We start from the raw sequence: 17,298 nt of genomic DNA on the forward strand, positions 1-17,298 counted from the left end.
TTGTTAAAGTAGATGCAAAAAAAGAACCTTGGTCTGTCTTTAAAGACATTTCCAAGGTTCTTTCCCTATTATAATTTACTATCTTTGTCCTTTATCATAAGGAATACCCTCTGCCTTAGGAGCCTGAGAGTTTCTGGAGGTAAAGATCAGTACGATCAGTGTAATGATATATGGCACCATCTTGTAGAAGTAGCTTGGAATGCCCAGGGAATGTAAAAATGGGATTCCGGAGTAAGCAGATGCCACAGCCTTCATCAGTCCAAAGAACAGGGAGGCAAACATAATGTTTACCGGCTTCCACTGTCCGAAGATGAGTACAGCCAGTGCCAGGAAGCCGTAACCGGCCACATCGGCGTTAAAGTTGGTGGAGGTGGGAACTACAAAGACAAGTCCTCCAAGTCCGCCCAGAGCGCCAGATATGAGTACTCCGGCATACTGCATATGGTACACGTTGATTCCTGCTGCATCAGCCGCCTGAGGGTGCTCACCGCAGGAACGAAGGCGAAGTCCAAATCTTGTCTTATAAAGCACCACATAAGAGAGAATAAAGATAGCAATTCCAATATAAGTGGTAATGTATGCATTCTGGAACAGGAGAGGTCCGATAAACGGAATCTTACCTAACACTGGAACAGAGACGATACGGAAGGTGTTGCTAAAAGGTACCTGCTGAACGCCCTGAATGACACGTGCTACGAAGATAGCGAATGCGGGAGCGAACATATTAAGAGCAGTACCACTGATAACCTGATCGGATTTCATGTTAATGGAAGCATAGGCATGGAACAGAGAAAATACCATTCCAGTTGCCATGGAGATCACTGCAGCGATGATAAGCTGGCTCTGACCGCTCATGCTGGACCCTGTAAGGCTTAAAAACAGAACTCCTGTAAATGCGCCCATGGTCATAATTCCTTCCAAAGCGATGTTAATGATACCGCTTCGCTCAGAGAACATGGCACCTAAGGCAACGATCATAAGAGGGATCATGAAATACATGGTCTGCTGAAAGATAAAGTAAACTACATTCATGATTTCTTTCCTCCTTCCCTGGACTGTTCTGAGGTGGTTGTTTTTCTGCCGCTTAGTTTGCTGATCAGCAGCTTGACCATTAAGGCAAAGGCACTGAAGTAGATAATAACGGCTACGATGATATCAATAATTTCGGTTGAAAATTCAAATAGCTGGAGATAAAATCCCCCGGCTGTTAAGTAAGCAATAAAGATACCGGAGAAAAGGATTCCGATGGGGTTATTAAGAGCAAGAAGAGCAACAGAGATTCCGGTAAAGCCTTCAGAAGGCAGTACATCCTTAATCTCAATATGCTTACCGGTTCCTGCCAGATATAATAATCCGCCTGCCAGTCCTGCAATGGCACCTGCGATCATCATGGAAAGGATAATGCTCTTTTTCTCGTTAATACCCGCATATTTGCTGGCATCCCGGTTAAAGCCTACTGCCTTTAGCTCATAGCCGAAGGTTGTCTTATTTAAGATCAGCCAGATTAATATAACGACTAAGATTGCAATGATAATGCCTCCGTTTACACTGGAGCCCGGGAAAATCTTATCAAGACCCATCTTAGGAATGTTGGCTGTGACTGCAACATTACGGGATTCGTTCCTCAGATTGTTAAACAGCGGCTTATAGCTTTTTACGATCCAGTTTACCAGATACATTCCGGTGTAGTTCATCATAATAGAAGCAATTACTTCATTCACATTGAAATAAGCTTTTAAAAGACCTGGCACCAGTCCCCATAAAGCGCCAAATAAAACGCTGGTCAAAAGGGCTGCGATCCAGTGAACCGGACCTAATGAGGTGAACATGATTCCAACGTATACCGCACCAAAGGCGCCCATGATAAACTGTCCGGGGGTTCCAATATTAAAGAGTCCTGTTTTAAAGGCGAACCCTACGGAAAGACCGGTTAAGATAATGGGAGTGGCATAGTAAAAGACCTGACCAACTCCTTTTGCACCATGGGTAAATGCACCGGTTAAAATGGTAGCAAAGCCCGGAAGTGCCTGTTTTGAATTACAGAAGAACAGGACAATAAGACCTACAATAAGTCCTAAAACAATGGCAAAAATGGAAGAGAGTATGCCTGTGTAATTCTTGGTTGATTTCTGTTTCATGACCGCTCACCTTCTTTCTTTGCGCCTGCCATGTAAAGACCCAGTTCCTGAACCGTAACATTCTTAGGATCTAAGTCAGCGACAATCTCGCCTTCAAACATGACTAAAATACGGTCGCTTAAATTCATAACTTCATCTAATTCCAGAGAAACCAATAGGATAGCTGCGCCAGCATCTCTCTGTTTGATTAGCTGATTGTGGATGTACTCTATGGCACCTACATCAAGACCTCTGGTAGGCTGAACTGCCAAAAGGATGTCAGGGGATTTGGAAATTTCTCTGGCAACAATTGCTTTTTGCTGGTTGCCGCCTGACATGCTGCGGGTGATGGTAAATGGGCCTTCGCTGCTTCTGATATCGTAATCCCCAATTAGCTTTTCCGCATATTCATAAATCTTATCATTCTTTAAAAATGTACCGCTTTGGAAACCGGATTCAAAATATTGCTGTAAAATCATGTTGTAAGCCAGGTTATATTCCAGAACGAGGCCATGTTTATGACGGTCTTCCGGTATGTGGGACAAGCCATGGGTATTTTTATAGCGGATGCTTTTTTTTGTCATGTCTTCCCCGTTAATAGAAACGGTACCGGAACTCATATCAGAGATACCGGTGATCGCATGTATAAGCTCTGTCTGGCCGTTTCCGTCGATTCCTGCGATGCAGACGATTTCGCCTCTTTTTACCTGGAAATTAACGTCATGGACCAGCTTCTTTTTCTGTCCTTCCCGTTTGGCTTCTACAGAAAGGTTTTTGATTTCCAGTACCACTTCACCGGGAGCTGCCTGCTTTTTATCAACCGTCAGATTTACCTTACGGCCTACCATCATCTCAGACATTTCCTCTGCTGTGGTATCTGCTACGTCTACAGTTCCAATATATTTACCGCGGCGCAGTACACTGCAACGGTCTGCAACCGCCTTGATTTCATTGAGCTTGTGAGTGATGAACAGTATGGATTTACCTTCTTTTACCAGGTCTCTCATGATCTGCATCAGTTCATCGATCTCCTGAGGGGTCAAAACCGCTGTGGGTTCGTCAAAAATCATTATTTCGTTATCACGGTAAAGCATTTTAAGAATCTCGACCCTTTGCTGCATGCCCACCGTAATATCCGATATGAGGGCATCCGGGTTTACGAACAATTTGTATTTTTCACTTAATTCCATTACTTTTTTGCGGGCGTCGTCCATTTTTAAAAAGCCCCGCTTCGTTGTTTCCATACCAAGAACAATGTTCTGCAGTACGGTAAAATTCTCCACCAGCTTAAAATGCTGATGAACCATACCGATTCCCAGGGTATTGGCATCCAGTGGTCCGGTAATCTTTTCTTCCTTACCGCGAACCTTAATCACACCTTTTTCCGGCTGGTACAGACCAAATAAAACACTCATAAGAGTGGATTTCCCTGCGCCGTTTTCACCAAGCAGGGCGTGTATCTCGCCTTTCTTTAACTGCAGTGTAATGTCATCATTGGCGATGATACCGGGAAATTCTTTTGTGATGTGAAGCATCTCAATAATATAGTCCATAAAATCCCCCTAACTACGGTACCTGACTATGGGACCCGGTACCAATTCTTCAAAATATGCCTTAGATTATTTTTCTTATAAATAGAGAAAGGAGATGCCGTAAGAAACCATGTCTTGTTTGACTGGTGAGCAAACGGCATCTCCTTTCCTCCTATCTGCTCCAATAAGGAGCATCGTGGTATGCCCGCAGGGCTATTTTTGCAGATTATTCTACAAAATTGATTTTTGTTTTTTCAAGCTTTAAGTCAACGTTAGGATTGTTGTTATCCTGAGAAGGCTGAACGAGTGTTACTTTACCTTCTTTTAATACGCCGTAGATCTTATCGTAGTCTTCTTTTGTAAACTTTGTAAATTTAGAAGTTTCCATTGGAAGGCCGATACCGTCGTTCTTTGCGGTAAAGATGCTTGTCTTACCGCCTGGGAACTGATTGTCATAGTAAGCCTTTACGCCATCATATACAGAAACGGAAAGCTGTTTCATAGCAGAGGTAATAACAGATGGTGACTCGAAGCTCTGGTCAACGTCAACACCGATCATCTTACCGCCTTTTTCTTCTGCAGCAGCCATTACGGAGTTACCAACCGCACCACCGCAGCCGAAGATAACCTGAGTTCCGTTCTGGAACCAGGAAGCAGCCATGGACTGTGCTTCTGGTGTAGCAGCAAATGCACCAGTGTAGTTGTACATAATTTCAATGTTATCAATGCCTAATTCTTTTGCAGCGTAGTCAGCGCCCTCTGCAAAACCGTATCCGAAACGAACAACTGCAGGAACAGCCATTCCGCCTAAGAAGCCAAGCTTTGTATTGCCGTCTTTAACAGCAGCGTAGCCGGCTAAGAAACCAGGCTCGTCCTCCTGGAAAAGGATAGGCATAACATTTTTCTCAATTCTCTTTTCAGAATAGTCAGCATTGTGTGGCTCTCCGTCGAGAAGGATAAAGCTAACATCTTTGTACTGATCCTGAGCCATGAAAACAGGCTCTTCAAATAAGAAACCAGGGCAGACAACTAACTTAGCTCCGCCTTCCACTGCAAGACCAATGGTCTCAAGATAGGAATCAGTGGTTCCTTCCTGTGGCTGATAGTACTTGTAGGAGATCCCTTTTTCCTCCGCGTATTTCTTCATTCCTTCCCAGGCACCCTGGTTAAATGATTTGTCGTCGATGGTTCCTAAGTCTGTAACCAGCGCGATCTCGTATCCGGTGGAAGAGTCAGTCTTTTTGGAAGTATCCCCCTTGGATTCTGCAGCAGCAGTCGTTGTTTCCGCAGACGCAGCAGTTGTAGATGTGCCGGAATTGGAAGAACCACATGCGCTTAAGGAAGCAGTCATTAAAACTGCCATAGCCAATGCTAATGCTCTCTTTTTCATAATGCTTTTTTCCTCCTATTATTCATTGTTTTTCAGAGATAACAATAATGTATCATATTTTTGTTTCTTAGACAATCTTATTTGATGTTATTTTACCGAAAATCCATGGCAAATAAACGCGGTTTTATATCTCCCAGTTTATTATACGGTTTTTACCAATTTTGTCACTTCCAATTACTGGAAGCTTCCTAAATAAAGAGGAAAAAAATGTAGTTTGTCCCATAAATTCGCATATACGACCCATAATCGCATATAAGAAAAAGACAGATTATAAGCGCGAATAAAGTATAATTGTATCGAAAAATGACGAAATTTTATATAAAAAACTGGGAAAAGCTATTTACTAGCCGTCTATTTATGTTATAATATTTGCATGACTTTTCCGATTAGGAATATAGTGGAAGAGTAAACTAACCAACACATTTTTGAGGAGGAACTTTACTTATGGCAAAAAAATGGGTTTATCTGTTTACCGAGGGCAATGCTGAGATGAAGAATCTCTTAGGGGGCAAGGGGGCCAATCTGGCAGAGATGACGAATCTGGGTCTTCCAGTACCTCAGGGGTTTACCATTACAACAGAAGCCTGTACCCAGTATTATGAAGACGGCGAAAAAATCAATGATGAGATCATGGGTCAAATCATGGAATACATCGTTAAGATGGAGGAGATTGCAGGGAAAAAATTTGGTGACAAAGAAAATCCTCTCCTGGTTTCTGTTCGTTCCGGTGCAAGAGCGTCCATGCCGGGAATGATGGACACCATCTTAAATCTAGGCTTAAATGAAGAGGTAGTTGAGGTTCTGGCTGCAAAATCATCAAATCCAAGATGGGCCTGGGACTGCTACCGTAGATTTATCCAGATGTTTTCTGACGTTGTTATGGAAGTCGGAAAGAAATATTTTGAAGAATTAATCGACAAGGTGAAAAAGGAAAAAGGAATCACAGAAGACGTTGATTTAACGGCTGAGGACTTAAAGAGACTGGCTTACTTATTCCGTGATGAGTACAAAGCAAAAATCGGTGAGGATTTCCCCGATGATCCAAAAACTCAGCTTATGGAAGCAGTAAAAGCAGTATTCCGTTCCTGGGATAATCCGCGGGCCAACATTTACAGGCGCGACAATGATATTCCATATTCATGGGGAACTGCAGTCAATGTTCAGATGATGGTATTTGGAAATATGGGCGAGACATCAGGAACTGGTGTTGCATTTACCCGTAACCCGGCGACCGGAGAAAAGCACCTTATGGGTGAGTTCTTAATGAATGCTCAGGGTGAGGACGTAGTTGCAGGTGTCCGTACTCCAAGAAAGATCGATCAGTTGAAAGATGAATTGCCGGAAGCTTACGACAAATTCGTAGAAATCTGTAACAAGCTGGAAGACCATTACCGCGACATGCAGGACATGGAATTCACCATTGAAGATAAGAAATTATATATGCTTCAGACCAGAAACGGAAAGCGGACCGCTAAGGCTGCTTTAACCATTGCCTGTGATCTGGTTGATGAAGGAATGATTTCAGAGGAAAAGGCAGTCAAGATGATTGACCCAAGAAACTTAGATACCCTTCTCCACCCACAATTTGACAGCGAGGCATTAAAGAGTACAGAGCCAATCGGGAAAGCTCTTGCAGCATCTCCCGGAGCCGCTTGCGGTAAGATTGTATTCACTGCCGATGATGCAAAGGAATGGAAAGAAAAAGGTGAGAAGGTTATTTTGGTGCGTCTTGAGACATCACCAGAAGATATCGAAGGCATGAAGGCAGCTCAGGGTATCTTAACGGTACGAGGCGGTATGACCTCTCATGCAGCCGTTGTTGCCCGTGGAATGGGAACCTGCTGTGTTTCCGGCTGTTCTGAAATCGCTATGGACGAAGAAAATAAGAAATTTACACTGGCAGGCAAAGAGTTCCATGAAGGCGACTGGTTATCCATTGACGGATCTACCGGTAAGATCTATGACGGAATCATTCCAACCATGGATGCAGCCATTGTAGGTGAGTTCGGAAGAATCATGGCATGGGCCGACAAATATAGAAAATTGAAAGTAAGAACCAATGCAGATACTCCATCTGATGCCAGAAAGGCAAGAGAGCTTGGAGCAGAGGGCATCGGTCTTTGCAGAACCGAGCACATGTTCTTTGAAGGTGACAGAATTGATGCATTCCGTGAGATGATCTGTTCTGATACCGTAGAGGAAAGAGAAGCAGCACTTGAAAAAATCCTTCCGGTTCAGCAGGGAGATTTTGAAGCACTGTATGAGGCATTGGAAGGAAACCCTGTTACCATTCGTTTCCTGGATCCACCTCTTCATGAGTTCGTTCCAACGGATGAAGATGATATTAAAAAGCTTGCCGATGCTCAGGGTAAAACCGTGGCACAGATTAAGAATATTATCAATTCCCTCCATGAGTTCAACCCAATGATGGGACACAGAGGCTGCCGTTTGACCGTTACATATCCTGAAATCGCAAGAATGCAGACAAAAGCAGTCATCCGTGCTGCCATCAATGTTCAGAAGTCTCATCCAGACTGGAACGTTTGCCCTGAAATTATGATTCCACTTATCTGTGATGAAAAAGAGCTTAAGTTTGTTAAGAACATTGTTGTGGAAACAGCGGATGCAGAGATTGCAGCAGCAGGAAGCAGCTTAAAATATGAAGTAGGTACTATGATCGAGATTCCAAGAGCTGCTCTTATGGCAGATGACATTGCAAAGGATGCAGAGTTCTTCTGCTTTGGAACTAACGATTTAACTCAGATGACCTATGGCTTCTCCAGAGATGATGCCGGCAAATTCTTAAATGCTTATTATAACACAAAGATTTTTGAGAATGACCCATTTGCAAAACTGGATCAGATTGGTGTAGGTAAGCTGATGGAGACTGCTGTAAAGCTAGGTAAATCAGTACGTCCTGATATGCATGTAGGTATCTGCGGCGAGCACGGTGGAGATCCTTCCTCTGTGGAGTTCTGCCATAAGATTGGTCTGGATTACGTTTCCTGTTCTCCATTCCGTGTACCTATTGCCAGACTGGCAGCAGCACAGGCAGCATTGAATAATTAATGTTAAACAAAATTTATTATTAAATAAATTGGCACCCTATCAAAATTGGTAGGGTGCTTTTTTGCTTTCACAGAGTGATTAAGCTCCACATTTGCGAAACTTGGAAGGGGTCATGTGCATATATTTTCTAAATATTTTATTGTAGTAGCTAATGTTATTAAAGCCTGTCATTCTGGCAATTTCGCCGATGTCACGGCCTGTTTCTCTTAGAAGTTCTGCACTGACGCTGATACGGTAGTAATTGATATATTCTACAATGGACATTTTTGTCATGGATTTAAAAAAACGACAGAGATGACCTTCGCTCATATTAAATTTTTTGGACAGCTCTTCTAAGGAAATACAGCTGTCATAATGTTCTTTTATATACTTAATGATTGATTTGGTTAATTCCATTTTATAGTCTGCATGTTTAGGGGAGGGGGTACCTTTTTCTTCAGAATGAACATAAAGCAGATGCCAGATGGCATACAGCTTAGTCTTTATATCAAGCTCAAATGCGGTTTCCTTTTTGTTAAATATCTCCTGTATTTCTAAAAGCAAGGAAAGGATTTTTTGCTCCCATTCTAATTCTGGTGAAATAAATTCTGGAAACACGGTCTCTTCCCGTGTGACACTGTTGAAGTATTTTTGCTGGATAACATCATTGACAAAGCTGTTTAAAAAAGTTTGATGGAATACTACAGCGAAAAAATTAAAGGGCATACCAATTTCACTGGTTATGGAATGGAGATGATTGGACGGAATGATGACTATACTGTCTTTCCTTAAAGGATAACTGCGGTTATCTATATGAAATTCACCCAGTCCTTTTGTTACGATAAGAATCTCAACTTCATCATGCCAGTGGCAGCTTACTCGTTCTTTAAAACTACAGTCTGACTTAATCTCATGAACCATAAGTGGAAACATGGCGTTTCCATGAGGAAGCTGCTCTCTTAGCAGCTTATATTTTTCATTCATGTTTGGCTCCCGTCTACTAGCTTTTTTGTATATAAATTATGAAAAGCAGTTCTGTTATGCAGGTACGAAGATGCCTCCTTTGATGTTAAGCCCCTGAGTTTCTCTTTTATTAATATATGTGAAAATAATGTTATTTTTCATCATATTAATTAAAGATTTCCATTGGATTTATCACTATATTATTAGTATAAGAAATTTTTACCAAAGTTTCAAGTTTGAAATGTTACCTATAAAACCTGTATGCAGTTACATGAAAGGAGGAACTATGAATTATTCGAATGTTAACAATTCTCTGGTAATCCGTCATCAAACGGAACAACTTTGCATTGAGCCCTGGGGGAAGGATTCTCTTCGTGTGAGAGCAACCCGGTACATGAACTTTACCGGACGCAATTGGGCTCTTAGTGAAGAGGTATCAACAAAACAGAGTTCCGTTGAAATTACAATCAATGGGAATGAATCTGCGACGATTCAAAATGGCAGGATTCGTGCAAAAGTAAATGCAGCCGGAGTCCTTTCGTTTTTTCGGGATGATAAGCTTTTTCTTCGGGAATATTATCGGAATTATTTTGGGACGGAGTGCGGGGAAAGCTGTTGCTTAAAGATTGTAGGGAGAGATTACAAGCCAATTATAGGGGGAGATTATGCACTCACTGTCCGTTTTGAAAGTAACGACGGTGAAAAGCTTTTTGGCATGGGGCAATATCAGCAGGCCTACTTAGATTTAAAGGGCTGTATTTTAGAGCTTGCACAGCGTAATTCCCAAGTATCAATTCCGTTTGCAATCTCAAGCCTTGGGTATGGATTTCTTTGGAATAACCCGGCAATTGGTAAGGCTTCCTTTGGAAAAAATTATACCGAGTGGCGTGCAGAGGCTGCGAAAGAGATGGATTATTGGATTACGGTGGGAGATACTCCCGCTCAGATCGTAGAACATTACACGGCTGTAACAGGCCATGCGCCAGCCTTGCCTCAGGGTCTGTTAGGACTTTGGCAGTGCAAATTACGATATCGGACCCAAGAGGAAGTTTTGACCGTGGCGAGAAAGTATCAAGAACTTGGGATTCCCCTTGATGTGATTGTGATCGACTTTTTCCATTGGACCAGGCAGGGAGACTGGAAATTTGATTCGGAATACTGGCCGGATCCTAAGGCCATGTGTGATGAGCTTCATTCCATGGGGATTAAAGTAGTAGTATCCGTATGGCCGACTGTGGATCGAAAAAGTGAAAATTTCAATGAAATGTTTGAACGAGGGCTTCTTATCTGTACGGAACGAGGCAGTATTCAGACCTATGATTTTCAGGGAGACTGCCTGACCATAGATGTTACGAACCCGGAAGCAAGAGAATATATATGGGAGAAATGCCAAAAGAATTATTGTGACTATGGGATTGATATGTTTTGGCTGGACAATGCAGAACCTGATTATGCAGTGTATGATTTTGATAATTACCGGTATGCTTTGGGGTGTGCTCTAGAGGTGAACAATATCTACCCCCAGATGTATGCGAAGGCATTTTGTGACGGATTAACCAAACTGGGACGGGAAAAGGAGATGCTTCACCTGGTACGCAGCGCCTGGGCAGGAAGTCAAAAATACTCCACTCTGGTTTGGTCCGGCGATGTACCCAGTACCTTCGAGTCACTCCGTGATCAATTATACGGTGGCTTAAATATCGGTCTGGCGGGTATTCCCTGGTGGACTACGGACATCGGTGGTTTTATGACAGACGATGTAGATGACCCGGCCTTTAAAGAACTGCTGGTGCGCTGGTTTGAATTTGCAGTCTATTGCCCGATTCTAAGAATGCACGGTGACCGTGGCCCTCATAACATTCCGCCTCTTTCCAATAAAGAATACGGCGGGGGAAGCCTGTTTACTGGCCAGCCTAATGAACTGTGGAGCTATGGGGAGATGGCATTTACCATTATGAAAAAGCAATTAGACATAAGACTGTCCTTAAAGCCATACATAGAGAAGCTTATGATAGAAGCGAGTGAGAATGGTGCCCCGCTCATGCGTACCATGTTCTATGAATTTCCCGAGGATGAAAGATGTTGGGAATTAATGGATCAGTATATGTTTGGCGGGGAGTATCTGGTCGCTCCAATTTTATACCCGGGTAAATTCGAGAGAAATGTCTATCTGCCAGCCGGAACCTGGAAAAACTTGATTGATCATAAAGAATACTCTGGTGGGCAGACCATGAACTGTCAGGCTCCCCTGGAGGCAATTCCAGTGTTTCAAAGAATGAATTAGTATGTTTACCAAAAGAGGGGCATAACTTACAGCCTCTCTTTTTTCTTTCACCCAAAGTGCATTTCCATGGATCATGATTAATTTTTTTTGATTATGTTTAATTCTAAGCTCATTCAATAAATAATTCTTATATATATAGTGGATTCACCAGATTTTTTAATCATGTATCAAGGTACTGTTTTAGCCCGATATTTGAAGTAACAATTAATTGATAATTACTACGGAATAATTGCAACCAAATAATTACAGCCAAATAATTACAATAAAGTACGGTTTAATTACACGAAATAAATATCAAGTAGGATTTTTGCTATAATATTAAGTTAGTTCGTACTTTAATTTTTTAAAGCAGTTTTTAAAAGGTTAAAATGGAACAACAATAGATTTGGGGGGCAGAGAATTGAGAAGGAGATTCATGTTACTTGCAATATCATTTTTTACAATATCGGGGATAGCAGGCTGTCGGACCGCCAAGGTTCAAAGTGATAATGTGAAACTTGAAAGTCAAAGTCATATTCAAAAGGATGCAAAGGAAGAAACAATGGAATCCGACGATAAAAAATCGGAGAAATCTTCGGTTGATAATGGCTGGCAACAATCGTATAAAGACATAATAACTTATGCAAAAGAATATTTAGTCGATCCATATGGCTTAAGGGAAGGAAATGGTTCTGACCGTTGGGCCTACGTAAGCCTTCACGATTTTAATAATGACGGCATACCGGAATTAATATTAGGTGATTCCGTATCTATTAGTATATTTACATATCAAAATAACAAGGCTGAAAAGGTGATTGATTTATATGAGCCGGAAGGCTGGTATTCCATTAATAATATATATTATAGAAGAAACAGCCTCTTTCTAGTCAGCAATGGAACCAGTGGGTCCGGGTATGTATGCTTAACCTATAAGGATGGTAAATACGTGACAGGCTTCTACGATGATTATAATCCTACCATGGCAGCCGTCAATGAAGAAGATACCACTTACAGAGAGTTTGGAAAGATTTTTAATATATCTGATCTGTCAGAAAATGAAAAAGTCCCCTTGGTCATGTTGGATGCCAATTATGAGGATATCACTATACGAATCAAGGAGGGGGAACCAAACATTCCACTGAGTAAAATCGATCTGTCAAAATTGTCATTATAATATCAAAGTTAGACATAAAAATATAAAGAAATACAAATAAAGAGTGCAGTTTTTGTTGTAAGAACTGGTTCTATCTATCCGCTGCTGTTCAAGCAGCCAACTAAAAGACTTATTAAAAATTATCTGTGAATCAGTGATGTTACAGGTGATGGGCCCCCATTTGGTGGTCCATTTTTTCTTTTCACTTCTTATGTTGCATTCCCAAATATATCCCCAATTATTCGGATTACTCACCTGTCTTTTCTTAATATAACCAGTTTACAAGTGAATTTTCAGATTACAGCACAGTATAACTGTATATATGAATAGTTAAATATAGATTGTTATTAGATAATAATAAAGTTTTGAACACTTTGTTAAAAATTTATTTATTGTATTCTGATTTACATATAATACCGGACAATAACTCTTGAAACACTGAATAAGAAGATTTTTCTTCCTCTTGTTCAGTGTTTTTAACGTGTTTTATAAAAGTGATAGTTTTTTAACTAAAATCAATTAGTAAGAACAAAAAAACATTTTATCTGTAAAAAATCTAGTTTACAATTTTACCCTTTTTTTCTTTTTACCTTTTAGGAGGGAAGAAAATGGGAGATAGTATTCAAAAACTAATAAAGGAATATAAAGATGGGAACAAAGAGAAATTCTTACTGATTGCAGATAAAATGGAACCGCTTATAAGCAAATATGTTCGTCTTTTGTATAAGGACGAAAAAGAGGACATGCATTCAGAATTCGTACTTTGTCTTTTGGAGGCAGTTAATTCCATGGGGTATTATCAGGAAGAGGGGCAATGTATTTACTTTCTAAGCAGAGCATTGAAGAACAGATTTTTAGAATTGTACAAAAAGAGTAAGCTGCATTTTGACAGAGAGATGGTAATGGAGGATGATTTCTTTACAAACATGGATATGGATCAATCGGAATTTGAAGATTGTGTCTTTCTGGAGGATTTAAAAGGATTGATGGGGAAGCAGGAGGGAAAACAGTACCATATTCTTTGCGACATTGTTTTCAGGGACGAGTCCGATGCTGTCATTGCAGAAAAGAATCTGGTGTCCCGTCAATACGTTCACCGGGTCAGAAAAAATTTTTATAACCTGTTAAAAGAGAAATATTTTAAGTAGGAACCACATTACATAACAAATCAATTGGGAAGGAGATTAAGCATGGATAAAAAAATATTTGTAGAAAAGGGCACGATGGGGGCAATAGGTGCGTGGGTCATGGATCAATTTGATTTGTTAATACCAACTGTATTTTTATTAACCTTGTTGATGATCATTGATTATCTTTCCGGTATGCTGGCATCAAAAAAGGAGGCTCTTGATCATCCCAATAACAGGCAATATGGTTGGAACAGTAAAAAAAGCCTGTTAGGCATTTATAAAAAGGCAAGCTACATATTCATCATATTTGTGGCAATCTGCACCGATTACATTATTTATAAATTTACATCAGAATTAGGCATTAAATTTGAACATAAAACAATATTTGGTCTGCTGGTATCTATATGGCTGATCATGAATGAGCTCATTTCTATTTTAGAAAATGCAGGGCGGATGGGGGCCAATCTTCCGGACTTTTTAAAAAAGGTATTGACCGAAATGCAAGGCACCATAGAAAAAAAGGGAAAGAAATTGTAACATACCGGTTACAAGGATTTCCTTCCCTTTTCCTGATTATTTCGTTTTCCTGTTGAATTTAGAAATCACCAATGTGATAAAGACAAGAAGATAGGTTAATGCCAGGAGTAAAAGGTACCGGTCCCATTGAAGCATTAGAAACCCCAATGCAGCCAGGAAGCTGAGTAAGAAGGTAAGATTTGTTTTTCGTACAAATTCTTGATTCTCCTCCTCATCCACTGGTCGGTTTGGATGGTTATAGGATCCGGTAAGTTTAATAGCTGTCAATAAAACAAGAAATAGGATAAAAGAAACAGGGGCACTTAAATGAATATACTTTACAAGGAACAAAATCGTCGTCATGGTCATACAGGAGAAAACCAGGCAGGAATAATAGGATTCCAGATGAAGTCCTCCATTAAAGGAACGGAGAGGAATAAAAAATAAGAAAAACAGGAGACATTCGATTTCCATATGCAGCACAACGGCGATGATGACGCTGCAAATAAAATTGAGAAACAGTTCTAAAAAGCTTTGAAATCCGTAAAGGTAAATATCGTAGTTCTCTTTGGGAATGACTCCTTTTTTCATAATGTAATTTGTAAATACAATGGATAGCCGTTCCATCAGCCAACCTCCTGCTTTAATTGTAGGAAAAAAGATTTGAACTCTTTTGTCATGTTTCTCCGCCCTCATAAAGGATGACGGCGGCCTTAAAAATGTTACCTTCTGTCTCTGTTATCACTTCTCCGTTATAAGTGGCAACGGCCTGTTCAATGGAAAGCATACCCATAACATGCTTTGATGGGGAATCTTTTGAGGAATCTTCTAAGGTATTCCATACCACGATGGAGAGGATTTCCTTCTGATAAGTCATTTGAATTCCAATCATTCGTTTTCCGTTTTGGATATGACGGCAAGCGTTCAGGGCATTTTCCAGAAGGTTTCCAAGAATAATCGTAAGGTTCCCATTCTGGAATGGGAGAACAGGAGGTATAAAAATATTGGCGTTAAATTCAATGTGCTCCTTTTGAGCCACAGAGCACTTATAATTCACCAGAGAATCTACCACGATGTTTCCGCTGCGTGAGATTTCATGGATTTTCCTTGAGGTACCGTTTTCCAGCAGGGCTGTTAAGTAATGGACAGCTTCTTCATTTTTATTAGCATTTACCATTCCTAACAGGCAGATAAGGTGCTGTTTGATATCGTGACGAAGCATTCTTAACTCAGCGTCCTGAACTTCCCTTTCCTTTGCCTGCTGATTGCAAAGGTCCAACTGCTGCTCATAAAGCAGGGTCTTTTTCTGGTAATCCGTATTCTGGGCCAGGGACTCAAATACCTCAAAAATCACATAATTAATAAATAAAAGTAAAATGCCTGAAATAAAAGAAAATAATAATTCGTCACTGGATTGATTGCTGATTACAAAGATGTTATGCATGATGTAGATGCTTCCTGCCGGCACAATAAAAAGGATAGCCATATATCGAAAGGAGATATCGGTGATACTTCTCTGCTGCAGGCAGTTGCCTGTGATGATTGCAAAAACAAGCATTAAAATCTTGGAAATAATGTTTCCTGAAAGTCCGGAGCTATCATCAAATTTCAGCATATATAAGATCATGTGGACAATAATCTCCACCAGCATCCAGATCGCACAGATGAGAAATGAAAAGATGGAACACTTTCTTAAGCTTTCCGAATGAGCGCTGCTGGTGACTAAAAATACAAAAAACATGTTTAACAGTAATGTAATGACCGGTGAAAGTGGTTCTCCCATGCCAACGTATACCTGAAAAAGAAAATAGGCGATCCAGACCAGGTAATTAGGCAGTTTTAAGGGAGTAGGAAGAAAAAAAGCATGGATACATTTTCTTATGACCAGGATATAAAAAAGTGCAAGAAACGGGCTTACTATGGCAGTAGAAAGCATATTCACAGGATCAGACACCTGCCTTTCTGCTTGCCAGATCACATAACTGCATCCTTATCTTTTTCTGCCTGTCCTCGCTGATCTGAAGTGTAATCTGCTCACCGTTATTTTCAATGACCAGATTGGAGAAATTCATCTTTCTTACGTAATCATAATTTACCAGATAAGACTGATGGATTCTTAAGTATCGCTGGTTGATTTCCTTTAGATCTTTTTCTACGTCATTTAACTTTCCGTAGAAAAATTCCTCTTCACCATTATTAAGATAAATATGTATGATCCGGTTCCGGCTTTCAAAATAAATAACATCCTTTAGGGCGACCTTTTTGATCTCTTTATTAAAGTTAAACTGATAATAAACGTTATTTTCGCTGATCCTCTGGTAAGCTTCATGAAAATACTGGGAGAATTTCGAATGATCCAAAGGCTTTGACAGGAAACGGAATGGCTCTACTTCAAATAACTCTTTTAAGTACTGCTCATACCCGGAGATATAAATTAATAATACCGATTTATCGGTCTCTCTGATATGGCGGGCAGCTTCAATTCCGTTTTGCTGGGACATTTCAATATCCAGATATATGAGGTCAAATATGTTTCCCTGGCGGATATATTTTTCAAGCATAACACCATCAAAAAATACATCGATTTCTATTTCAATTCCATTAGCTTCCGCTTCAGCTCTTAATGTTTTTTCTAACATACCTGTGAACAGAAAATCATCATCACAAATTGCGACTCGTAACATATTCTCACTTCCTTAATTTAGTTTTTACAACAGTTTCCATTACTTGCCAAGCATCAAGGGGGTGTGCTTTGTAATCGGCATGATTTTCCGGGTATATCCCGAAAAATATGGTAACAAACAACATATATTATACTATATAATTGTTTTATTTTGTATAGAAGTATTAGCTATAGTATGAATAAAAAATGAGAGAAATGGAATAAGGAAAAATTACAAATAACCTCGTAATTTCAACAAGTTAAGTATTTTGTAAGGGAAATGTTATATTTTCGTATTGCTCTGCAAAGCAGAAGCACAATCTGACATATTATTACAGATGGAAGTGAGGTGATGCTATTTGAATTTATATTTGTTTTTACTACTTGCGGTGGGGATGCTTATTTTAATCACGTATTTGTTCTTTACCATCTTTGATAAAGATTTTTTAATAAAGTCAGATAGAAAAATTTACAATATAAATTTTATTATTACGATTATCATTACCAATTATTTAGAATGGAGT

The 17,298-nt window shown here is 40.1% G+C and carries 13 protein-coding genes; 5 read left to right on the forward strand and 8 right to left on the reverse strand.

Annotated elements, in window-relative coordinates:
• Window positions 1-78 precede the first annotated feature (78 nt).
• From OW255_RS05175 to OW255_RS05190, 4 genes are all read right to left on the reverse strand, one after another.
• Complete coding sequence (locus OW255_RS05175) at window positions 79-1,032, reverse strand: ABC transporter permease (RefSeq protein WP_024836970.1); 954 nt, start codon at window positions 1,030-1,032, stop codon at window positions 79-81.
• Window positions 1,029-2,138 carry an ABC transporter permease gene (locus OW255_RS05180; protein WP_024836969.1) on the reverse strand — a complete coding sequence of 370 codons (1,110 nt, stop codon included), beginning with the start codon at window positions 2,136-2,138 and terminating at the stop codon, window positions 1,029-1,031. The genes OW255_RS05175 and OW255_RS05180 overlap by 4 nt, the downstream gene beginning before the upstream one ends.
• Window positions 2,135-3,670: an ABC transporter ATP-binding protein gene (locus OW255_RS05185; protein ID WP_024836968.1), complete on the reverse strand. Its 1,536-nt coding sequence runs from the start codon at window positions 3,668-3,670 to the stop codon at window positions 2,135-2,137. The genes OW255_RS05180 and OW255_RS05185 overlap by 4 nt, the downstream gene beginning before the upstream one ends.
• A gap of 205 nt (window positions 3,671-3,875) precedes the next feature.
• Window positions 3,876-5,039 (reverse strand): BMP family lipoprotein, encoded by a 1,164-nt coding sequence (locus tag OW255_RS05190; RefSeq protein WP_024836967.1) that lies wholly within the window; start codon window positions 5,037-5,039, stop codon window positions 3,876-3,878.
• A 444-nt stretch (window positions 5,040-5,483) separates the two neighbouring features.
• Here OW255_RS05190 and ppdK point away from each other — a divergent pair, with 444 nt between their 5' ends.
• Window positions 5,484-8,108 (forward strand): pyruvate, phosphate dikinase, encoded by a 2,625-nt coding sequence (gene ppdK, locus OW255_RS05195; RefSeq protein WP_024836966.1) that lies wholly within the window; start codon window positions 5,484-5,486, stop codon window positions 8,106-8,108.
• Window positions 8,109-8,186: 78 nt separating this feature from the next.
• Here ppdK and OW255_RS05200 read toward each other — a convergent pair whose 3' ends face one another.
• Window positions 8,187-9,071: an AraC family transcriptional regulator gene (locus OW255_RS05200; RefSeq protein ID WP_268115852.1), complete on the reverse strand. Its 885-nt coding sequence runs from the start codon at window positions 9,069-9,071 to the stop codon at window positions 8,187-8,189.
• Window positions 9,072-9,336: 265 nt separating this feature from the next.
• On the opposite strand from OW255_RS05200, the gene OW255_RS05205 reads away from it, so the two are divergent.
• From OW255_RS05205 to OW255_RS05220, 4 genes are all read left to right on the forward strand, one after another.
• Window positions 9,337-11,334, forward strand: coding sequence for a glycoside hydrolase family 31 protein (locus tag OW255_RS05205; protein ID WP_268115853.1), 1,998 nt, complete (start codon window positions 9,337-9,339; stop codon window positions 11,332-11,334).
• Between the two features lie 415 nt (window positions 11,335-11,749).
• The gene (locus OW255_RS05210; RefSeq protein ID WP_024836963.1) at window positions 11,750-12,487 is read left to right on the forward strand and encodes a hypothetical protein; all 738 of its coding nucleotides are present in this window, start codon (window positions 11,750-11,752) and stop codon (window positions 12,485-12,487) included.
• 587 nt (window positions 12,488-13,074) lie between these two features.
• Window positions 13,075-13,614 (forward strand): sigma-70 family RNA polymerase sigma factor, encoded by a 540-nt coding sequence (locus OW255_RS05215; protein ID WP_024836962.1) that lies wholly within the window; start codon window positions 13,075-13,077, stop codon window positions 13,612-13,614.
• A 42-nt stretch (window positions 13,615-13,656) separates the two neighbouring features.
• On the forward strand, window positions 13,657-14,133 hold the full coding sequence (locus tag OW255_RS05220) for a phage holin family protein (protein ID WP_024836961.1): 477 nt from the start codon (window positions 13,657-13,659) through the stop codon (window positions 14,131-14,133).
• A gap of 36 nt (window positions 14,134-14,169) precedes the next feature.
• Here the strand turns inward: OW255_RS05220 and OW255_RS05225 are convergent, their stop codons facing one another.
• From OW255_RS05225 to OW255_RS05235, 3 genes are read right to left on the reverse strand one after another with little or no spacing between them, the layout of a single operon-like run.
• Window positions 14,170-14,739, reverse strand: a complete 570-nt coding sequence (locus OW255_RS05225) for an accessory gene regulator B family protein (protein ID WP_268115854.1) — start codon at window positions 14,737-14,739, stop codon at window positions 14,170-14,172.
• 49 nt (window positions 14,740-14,788) lie between these two features.
• Window positions 14,789-16,090 (reverse strand): sensor histidine kinase, encoded by a 1,302-nt coding sequence (locus OW255_RS05230; RefSeq protein ID WP_268115855.1) that lies wholly within the window; start codon window positions 16,088-16,090, stop codon window positions 14,789-14,791.
• Window positions 16,059-16,796 carry a LytR/AlgR family response regulator transcription factor gene (locus OW255_RS05235; protein ID WP_024836958.1) on the reverse strand — a complete coding sequence of 246 codons (738 nt, stop codon included), beginning with the start codon at window positions 16,794-16,796 and terminating at the stop codon, window positions 16,059-16,061. Before OW255_RS05235 ends, OW255_RS05230 begins: the two co-directional genes overlap by 32 nt.
• Window positions 16,797-17,298 lie beyond the last annotated feature (502 nt).

This window comes from Lacrimispora xylanolytica (assembly GCF_026723765.1).
Taxonomy (GTDB): Bacteria; Bacillota; Clostridia; order Lachnospirales; family Lachnospiraceae; genus Lacrimispora; species Lacrimispora xylanolytica.

Bases quoted from the DNA above. Each gene is read 5' to 3' on its own strand.
- OW255_RS05175 (WP_024836970.1), bottom strand. From the start codon at position 1,032: ATGAATGTAGTTTACTTTATCTTTCAGCAGACCATGTATTTCATGATC.
- OW255_RS05180 (WP_024836969.1), bottom strand. From the start codon at position 2,138: ATGAAACAGAAATCAACCAAGAATTACACAGGCATACTCTCTTCCATT.
- OW255_RS05185 (WP_024836968.1), bottom strand. From the start codon at position 3,670: ATGGACTATATTATTGAGATGCTTCACATCACAAAAGAATTTCCCGGT.
- OW255_RS05190 (WP_024836967.1), bottom strand. From the start codon at position 5,039: ATGAAAAAGAGAGCATTAGCATTGGCTATGGCAGTTTTAATGACTGCT.
- ppdK (WP_024836966.1), top strand. From the start codon at position 5,484: ATGGCAAAAAAATGGGTTTATCTGTTTACCGAGGGCAATGCTGAGATG.
- OW255_RS05200 (WP_268115852.1), bottom strand. From the start codon at position 9,071: ATGAATGAAAAATATAAGCTGCTAAGAGAGCAGCTTCCTCATGGAAAC.
- OW255_RS05205 (WP_268115853.1), top strand. From the start codon at position 9,337: ATGAATTATTCGAATGTTAACAATTCTCTGGTAATCCGTCATCAAACG.
- OW255_RS05210 (WP_024836963.1), top strand. From the start codon at position 11,750: ATGTTACTTGCAATATCATTTTTTACAATATCGGGGATAGCAGGCTGT.
- OW255_RS05215 (WP_024836962.1), top strand. From the start codon at position 13,075: ATGGGAGATAGTATTCAAAAACTAATAAAGGAATATAAAGATGGGAAC.
- OW255_RS05220 (WP_024836961.1), top strand. From the start codon at position 13,657: ATGGATAAAAAAATATTTGTAGAAAAGGGCACGATGGGGGCAATAGGT.
- OW255_RS05225 (WP_268115854.1), bottom strand. From the start codon at position 14,739: ATGGAACGGCTATCCATTGTATTTACAAATTACATTATGAAAAAAGGA.
- OW255_RS05235 (WP_024836958.1), bottom strand. From the start codon at position 16,796: ATGTTACGAGTCGCAATTTGTGATGATGATTTTCTGTTCACAGGTATG.